Raw genomic sequence first — 6,769 nt, 5'->3', positions numbered from 1 at the left:
ATAAATTCCTATCTATCAAGTCAGTCAAGCGATGTGTGAAGCAGCACGTAAAACTATTGTGGTAACAGACTCCAGTAAATTTGGACGTAAAACGCCAAATGTCGTGATTCCTATGGATAAAATTGATATCCTGATTACAGATACAGGGATTACTGATACTGACTATCAAACATTACAACAGCATAACGTTCAGGTCATTCTGGTTTAAACACAAAAATCAAAAGCGTGAGTTCACTGTATTTTCATAATCTGAACCTTAACGAATAATCTTACGCTTAATATAACACCCTCCTTTACTATTGAGCCTCCCATTTTTCATCCCAATATTTTTATACCGAGTTAGCGTTACTTTCTTACGCAAGGCACTTATTTCCACAGTGCCTTAGCTAAGAGCAAATTTAACCTATTTAAAAAAAGTCACAGGCAACGCCACAAACAATCCACTGTTAAATACATGTTCACGTCATAAAAACACTTTACAGTACCCTCGCTTATCAAAAACACATCCTTTTGAACATATATATTTAAGGGATAGTTTATGGGTATTACTCATCGTATTGTAAAACCACTATTTTTAGAGGTGCTCTTGTGGCTTATATTTATTTTTACATTTTTATTTCTAGTCGCGTCCTCAATTCACGCAAACCCTTTTTATTCTAAGTGGACTATTAACGCAAGCGTAGAAACTGAACGCTTTTTTGACGATAATGCTAATGGTTATGCGAATGCGGATGATCCAGCACTATGGTATAACAGTGAAGAACCTTCACAGAGTTTAATTATTGGAACCTTAAAACAAGGTGGTTTAGCCAGTTTTACGCTCAATGGAAAATTAAGACAACAAATAGTGCCTAACGCCAACAAAATTCCACGCAGTCGTTATAACAACGTTGATGTCATCCATTCCGTAATACTTGATCAACATCCTCTTGATATCGTGATTACCACTGACCGAGGGCGGGATGAGTTAAGTCTTTTGCATATATCAGCTAAGCACCGATTAATGAAAAATATAACGGCGGCTGACGTCCCCATGATTTTCTCAACACCTGAATCATTACCTTTGCAGCAAAGTGCCTATGGGCTGGCCAGTTATTATGACCATCAACAACAACAGTTATGGGTTTTTGTTTCACAACGAAAACAAAGCCAACTTGCTATCCTTCAAATCCAACCAACAACTTCAGGCTTATTAACCTATCAGATAGAAAAACGAATATCGTTGCCCAGTCAATTTACCCTCAGCAATGGCCAACAATGGATGCCGTGCTTAAATGATGACGATGAACAGCCTCAAATAGAAGGAATGGTCTTCGATAAACACAACCAACAATTATATGCGGCACAAGAAAACGTCGGAATCTGGCGTATTCATCCTTTTGGTAAACAACCCCCTGCTCTTATTGATCGGGTAGCAAGTTTTGGTATTCCCTACTCACGCACCTGGGATGAAGCTGAAGAAGAATACAGTTGCCAATTGCTTAAGCCTTTACCTACAAACCGCGCTTTAGTCGCTGACGTAGAAGGATTAACGTTACTCCCCTTCCATCAGCAGCGCTTACTGTTAGCATCCAGCCAAGGGAATAACCGTATTGTCGTATATGACCTAACACAGCCTCAAAACCCTCTTTCCCCAGCAAAAATACTTGGAACATTAAGAATCCTTGGTAGCAAACAGCAACAAGTGAAACATACTGATGGACTTGCAGCCTACCCTTATTATTTAGGAACTGATTTTCCATATGGGATACTCATTGTCCATGATGGGGAAGCTGGTCCAAAAAGTTATCTTAACGAAAACCACATTCGTGAAGCCACCAACTTTAAACTCATCTCTTGGGATCAGGTACTGCAAAAACTAGCTCACTAACCCACTAAATTACAGAAGAGAAACCATGAACAGCATAATCACAATTGAGTTCAGCTCACTTTTATGAGTGTAAGTAGCTATTACACGGCAAACATATTAATTAGATAAAAAAAGGTTCATAAATTGAACCCTGATTTTTGTTTATCAAATTTTTTGGTATTCTCTCAGCCTAATACATTCATTCAATACTTTAGCTAAGGATAACAAGTAATGTCAGAGAGTTGGGACGATTATGCAGAAGCTTGGGATAACATGCCTGATGTAGTGACCTATGCAAATCTTGCCTTTGAGTCACTGATTAACACCGTAAACCCAACAGGACTCCGTATACTTGATTTTGGCTGTGGTACTGGACAACTCACAGAACGCTTATCACCATTAGCAGCAGAAATTATCGCGCTCGACTCATCGCCAAAAATGATCAAGATTCTACAAAGTAAAAATCTACCTAATGTGAATAGCTTTACAACATTATTAACCGAGTCGACACAAGAAGAACATAAATCATTACATACTTCTTTCGACTTAATTGTTGCTTCATCTGTTTTTGGTTTCTTACCTAATTATGCTGAAACCCTGCAGTTATTAGCCAAAATGCTTAAGCCAAATGCTTTTCTTATTCAATGGGATTGGCTCAAAACAAATGCAACGGCTGACTTTGGCTTAACAGAACAATGTGTTGAACACGCTTTTTCAAATGCTGAACTCTCTACTACATCGCTAAGTCAACCTTTTGCACTAGAAGGTCAGGGACAAACTATGCCAGTACTGATGGGGGTAGCTCAAAAAAAAATTCAGTAAATCAATGATTACACATAGCGCTTAAGGAACCTTTAGTTGAAATATGAAGAACTAATATCTTTAATAGCACCTTCTTTGATTAATGCAGTCAATGCATTTTGAAAAGCTTGAATTTTATCAAGATAAAGCGACTTTTTTGATATCGCTATGTGTAACTTAACATTATTATTAGGTCTATAGGAGACCTTTTCAAAAAGATGCTGGTAAGAAGATTGGGCAATTTCATAATCTGCTTGGCAATCTGTACCAACAATGAGTTGAATTCGATTAAGCCCTAACATATTTAAAAGTTGCTTTTCAGTACCTACTCCCCTTTTAGGTATTTTGCTGTCTTTATCAAAAGGTAAAAAATAAGCCCACATAATCACGTAGTTTATGTGGGCTTAATCAACGGCTATTAAGACTATTCTTATAAGACTATTCTTAAAAAATTACTCAATAATCAGTTGGTCGGGGCTTCCTTGACAATCAAACTTCGCCACATGTTCATTTCGCCCTAGAGTAATAGGTGTACCCGCATCTGCATCCCACTGAAAGCCACACAGCTGATCATCGATGTAAGACGTTATCTGCTGATTTTTTATTTGCAATGGATCACCATAATCCGTGCAATCAAACTTTGCAACATGTTCACTTTCTTCTAATGTTAATGGTGTTCCTTTATCTACATCCCACTGTAGTGTGCAGCCTGAATTAAAAATATTGGCGTATATTTTATTCCCCTTAATAAATAAAGGATCAGCATGGCCGTCACAATCAAACTTCGCTACATGTTCATTCATACCAATGGTTGCGGGTGAAGCCGTATTTACATCCCACTCCAACCCACATTTTTTACCACCAATATTGGCATAGATACGGTTTACGTTAATATCACCGATCAGTGGTAATCCATCCAATCGCCAATGAATATCTGACATAACTCCAAAGAAATTTAATATGGTTGGTACTATGTATGTTTGTGCAGGCCAGCCATAAATTCCACCAAAGCTTTTATTAGGTAATGCAATAATATCTTGGTAGTTTTTATTCAATGGCTTATTACTGGCAATAAAAATGGTCTTTTCCTGTTTCGTTTGGCTGCCATGACCTTTACCCATAAAATCACGCCCGTGATCCGTTGTTACCAATACTAACCAGTTTTCACCAAACGTCTGCTCTCTATGCTCGACAGCATCCAACAATAAACCCAAGCGATGATCTGAACGAATGATTGACTCATCATATTCATGTCCAAAACCATGACTGTGCCCTGCTGCATCAGGCTCATCTAAATGCAAAAAGATAAAATCAGGAGAATCATGATAGAGTACATTTAACGTACGCTGAACGTTGTCATCATCACTTCCACCTTCGGCTCGACTGGATAAAAATGCCATATCATTTGCAAAAAACTGAGTATGAATAGGGCCCCATGTCGAAAAACCATAAAGCTTTAACTGACTATTCGCGTCGTGTAAATAACGATAAATGCTTGGCCAACTTGAGCTTGCCAAGCCATCTGAGTTACTTTCAACACCATGTTTATTTTTCCATACCCCCGTTAAAATCGTCGTCCAACCTGGACCGCTTACCGTTCTTTGCTCAGACTTATTCCCCGCTACGCCACCAGTATAAGCCTTTATAATATTGAACCGGTCAAATGCGGGTGTATTTAATGCCATAACGCGTTCATACTGTGTACCATCAACACCCACTAATAATACTTTTTTTGCTCCATTTGCCGCCAAACTACAGACAGAAACCATGGAAAATATTACAGTAATGATTAATTTATTAATTATTCCCTTAAATTTAGCCATAAAAGATCCTTGAAAATGCATCCCTGAATTAGAAAAAGTAAAAACAAATAAACAAAAATAATTATACTATTGCTGAAACAACACCCACTATGACCATCGCTAATGACATTTTTAAATCGTTTTTTTGATGATTAAATTTCATAAAACTACTTTTTTCAATATCCAGCGATTTTATTTTCCTTGGTTTCTACTATACCAAGCGTAAAGGTTATATACCAAAAAAGAAGGATTTTTAATGGAGGGTATAAGTACTCTCATAATGAAAAGACCATTGTATCAGAGCAAGGCATAACACTACTCAACTCGTCGTAAATCCATCCCTGGAGACTCAGCGGCCGCATCCTTGCGGCAGATGGTTGAGTAATGTTAAACCTTACTCTCTACACCTAAACCAGCCTGTTTATAACTACTATAAGCTCAAGCATTCCATTTGATTGTTTATGGAGCAGATGCAGGGAGCATCGGTAGCGACAGAAACCAGAGATGGTTTTCTGTCGTGGACGAAAGAAATGATCAGATGGTTAAGCGAATTACACAATTTACCAGCAATAACTCCAATACAAGCACATATCTATTGCCATAACTGTTCAATCAATGTTTTAACTAATTGATACCTAGCTGGCAGAGGCTTGTGTTTTTTACTGACCAAATAAACATCTTCTGCCACAGGCTTATCTAAGGTCACTACTCTAATTTTGTTCAGGTATGGATAGACATCTAGTGTTGATTTAGGAATAACAGTAAATCCCAGTCCTTGAGATATAGGGAGTAAAATCTGCGCAAGTTGGTTAACATAGCTACGTTCAGGCAGTTGATTCATAGCCACAAATTCATCAGGATAGTTTTTTTCCAGCAATTGATAAGCATAATGATGCCCGCTGGGGTGATTAATAAACCCCAAATTCATCAAAGATGACCAATTAACCTGTTCTCCCTTGGGCACAATAAGACAAAGGTCGTCTGTACCGACCCATTGTTGCATTAATGCATGATCATTAACTTGTTGTGTGACAATACCTAAATCAAACTGATTATTTTTAATTAACTCGATGATGGTCTCATTCGGTGCCGCTTCAAGGGAGAACGTCAAAGTAGGAGTGCATACTTGCAGATTCAGCAGCTCAGGATAAAGCTGCATAGCCATAGGCCCAGAACAGGCTATTTTACACTGACCCACATGCGGCTTATCCATTTCAAGCGATGTCAACAACTCTGATTCTGCCGTAAGCTGTTTGATCGCAAAATCGAACAGTAATTCACCTGCACTCGTAAGTTCAAATCGTTTACCATAGCGGTTCAATAATAATTGCCCCAGTTGTGTTTCCAGTTTTTTAATGTGCTGACTGACGCCAGACTGTGTCATATGTAATTGTTCAGCAGTTCGCGTAAAGTTACCCGTCTGAACTAGCACTCTAAAGGTACGTAAAAAATTTTGATTTACCATAACAAAAAATTATCATTACCATCATGAATGATAATTTTATATTAACTTCCTGATTTCTTAAACTACAAGAAAATGTATCACTTGGTTTAACAGGTTAGTTAATGAAAGCACCCTACCCTCGTAACTTTTCCCATATAGGTATCTCGGTTCCTGATCTTGAAAAAGCCGTTCACTTTTATACTCGAGTGTTAGGCTGGTATTTGGTCATGAAGCCAACGCGGATTATTGAAGACCAAAGCGCCATAGGGCAAATGTGTACTGATGTTTTTGGGGCCGGCTGGCAATCCCTCAACATTGCTCACTTAGCAACTGGAGACCGTATCGGGATTGAACTTTTTCAGTTTAATAATCAGCAAAACCCTGATAATAATTTTGAGTACTGGAAAACTGGTATTTTCCACTTCTGTGTACAAGATCCTGATGTAGAAGGTCTTATGGAGAAAATTATTTTAGCAGGAGGAAAAAAACGAATGGAAAAGCCTCGTTATTATTATCCAGGAAAACACCCTTACCGCATGGTTTATATGGAAGACCCCTTTGGCAATATTTTAGAAATTTACAGCCATAGTTATGAAAGCATATATGCTGTTGGGAGTTACGATTAGCTAATTAAAGTGCCAACTCAAACACTACACCCCCACACTTTGCTATACCTCAATCATGATTAACTAAACATCTGTGGTATTTCGATGTACACAACGGCTGGGTAGTGCGCATCGAACTGTTTGCCGCAAGAATGCGGCAAACAACCCTCCTGGGAAGGATTCACGGTGTTTTCTAAGGGCGTTATGCAAACGTTGAACTTAAACATACAATTGTCCTAATTCACACTCTCACCCTAGTGATGTCGGA

General features: G+C 38.3%; 7 protein-coding genes. 4 read left to right on the top strand and 3 right to left on the bottom strand.

The annotated features are described in order from the left end of the window. Window positions 1-4: 4 nt before the first annotated feature. The 3 genes from KCG35_RS11285 (at window position 5) to KCG35_RS11275 (ending at window position 2,671) form a co-directional block, all read left to right on the top strand. Window positions 5-208 carry a hypothetical protein gene (locus KCG35_RS11285; protein WP_309227356.1) on the top strand — a complete coding sequence of 68 codons (204 nt, stop codon included), beginning with the start codon at window positions 5-7 and terminating at the stop codon, window positions 206-208. A 330-nt stretch (window positions 209-538) separates the two neighbouring features. Next, window positions 539-1,870: a phytase gene (locus tag KCG35_RS11280; protein WP_215819796.1), complete on the top strand. Its 1,332-nt coding sequence runs from the start codon at window positions 539-541 to the stop codon at window positions 1,868-1,870. 210 nt (window positions 1,871-2,080) lie between these two features. Then, window positions 2,081-2,671, top strand: a complete 591-nt coding sequence (locus tag KCG35_RS11275; protein WP_215819795.1) for a class I SAM-dependent DNA methyltransferase — start codon at window positions 2,081-2,083, stop codon at window positions 2,669-2,671. A gap of 32 nt (window positions 2,672-2,703) precedes the next feature. Here the strand turns inward: KCG35_RS11275 and KCG35_RS11270 are convergent, their stop codons facing one another. The 3 genes from KCG35_RS11270 to KCG35_RS11260 all read right to left on the bottom strand — a co-directional run bounded on the left by KCG35_RS11270 (window position 2,704) and on the right by KCG35_RS11260 (window position 5,917). Then, entirely contained in the window at window positions 2,704-3,033 is a 330-nt protein-coding gene (locus tag KCG35_RS11270) for a transporter substrate-binding domain-containing protein (RefSeq protein ID WP_215819794.1), read from the bottom strand. A gap of 69 nt (window positions 3,034-3,102) precedes the next feature. After that, complete coding sequence (locus KCG35_RS11265; RefSeq protein ID WP_215819793.1) at window positions 3,103-4,473, bottom strand: alkaline phosphatase family protein; 1,371 nt, start codon at window positions 4,471-4,473, stop codon at window positions 3,103-3,105. A 571-nt stretch (window positions 4,474-5,044) separates the two neighbouring features. After that, complete coding sequence (locus KCG35_RS11260; protein ID WP_215819792.1) at window positions 5,045-5,917, bottom strand: LysR family transcriptional regulator; 873 nt, start codon at window positions 5,915-5,917, stop codon at window positions 5,045-5,047. A gap of 101 nt (window positions 5,918-6,018) precedes the next feature. Between KCG35_RS11260 and KCG35_RS11255 the strand changes: the two genes are divergently transcribed. Next, a complete protein-coding gene (locus tag KCG35_RS11255; RefSeq protein WP_215819791.1) occupies window positions 6,019-6,522 on the top strand; it encodes a lactoylglutathione lyase family protein in 504 nt (167 codons plus the stop codon). Window positions 6,523-6,769 lie beyond the last annotated feature (247 nt).

Source organism: Zooshikella harenae, from assembly GCF_018837975.1.
In the GTDB taxonomy this organism is placed as follows: Bacteria; Pseudomonadota; Gammaproteobacteria; order Pseudomonadales; family Zooshikellaceae; genus Zooshikella; species Zooshikella harenae.
The sequence above is the reverse complement of the archived record's forward strand: the minus strand, read 5'-3'. Positions and strand labels throughout refer to the sequence as shown.

Coding starts and splice junctions, on each gene's coding strand:
- KCG35_RS11280 (WP_215819796.1), top strand. CDS start 539: ATGGGTATTACTCATCGTATTGTAAAACCACTATTTTTAGAGGTGCTC.
- KCG35_RS11275 (WP_215819795.1), top strand. CDS start 2,081: ATGTCAGAGAGTTGGGACGATTATGCAGAAGCTTGGGATAACATGCCT.
- KCG35_RS11270 (WP_215819794.1), bottom strand. CDS start 3,033: ATGTGGGCTTATTTTTTACCTTTTGATAAAGACAGCAAAATACCTAAA.
- KCG35_RS11265 (WP_215819793.1), bottom strand. CDS start 4,473: ATGGCTAAATTTAAGGGAATAATTAATAAATTAATCATTACTGTAATA.
- KCG35_RS11260 (WP_215819792.1), bottom strand. CDS start 5,917: ATGGTAAATCAAAATTTTTTACGTACCTTTAGAGTGCTAGTTCAGACG.
- KCG35_RS11255 (WP_215819791.1), top strand. CDS start 6,019: ATGAAAGCACCCTACCCTCGTAACTTTTCCCATATAGGTATCTCGGTT.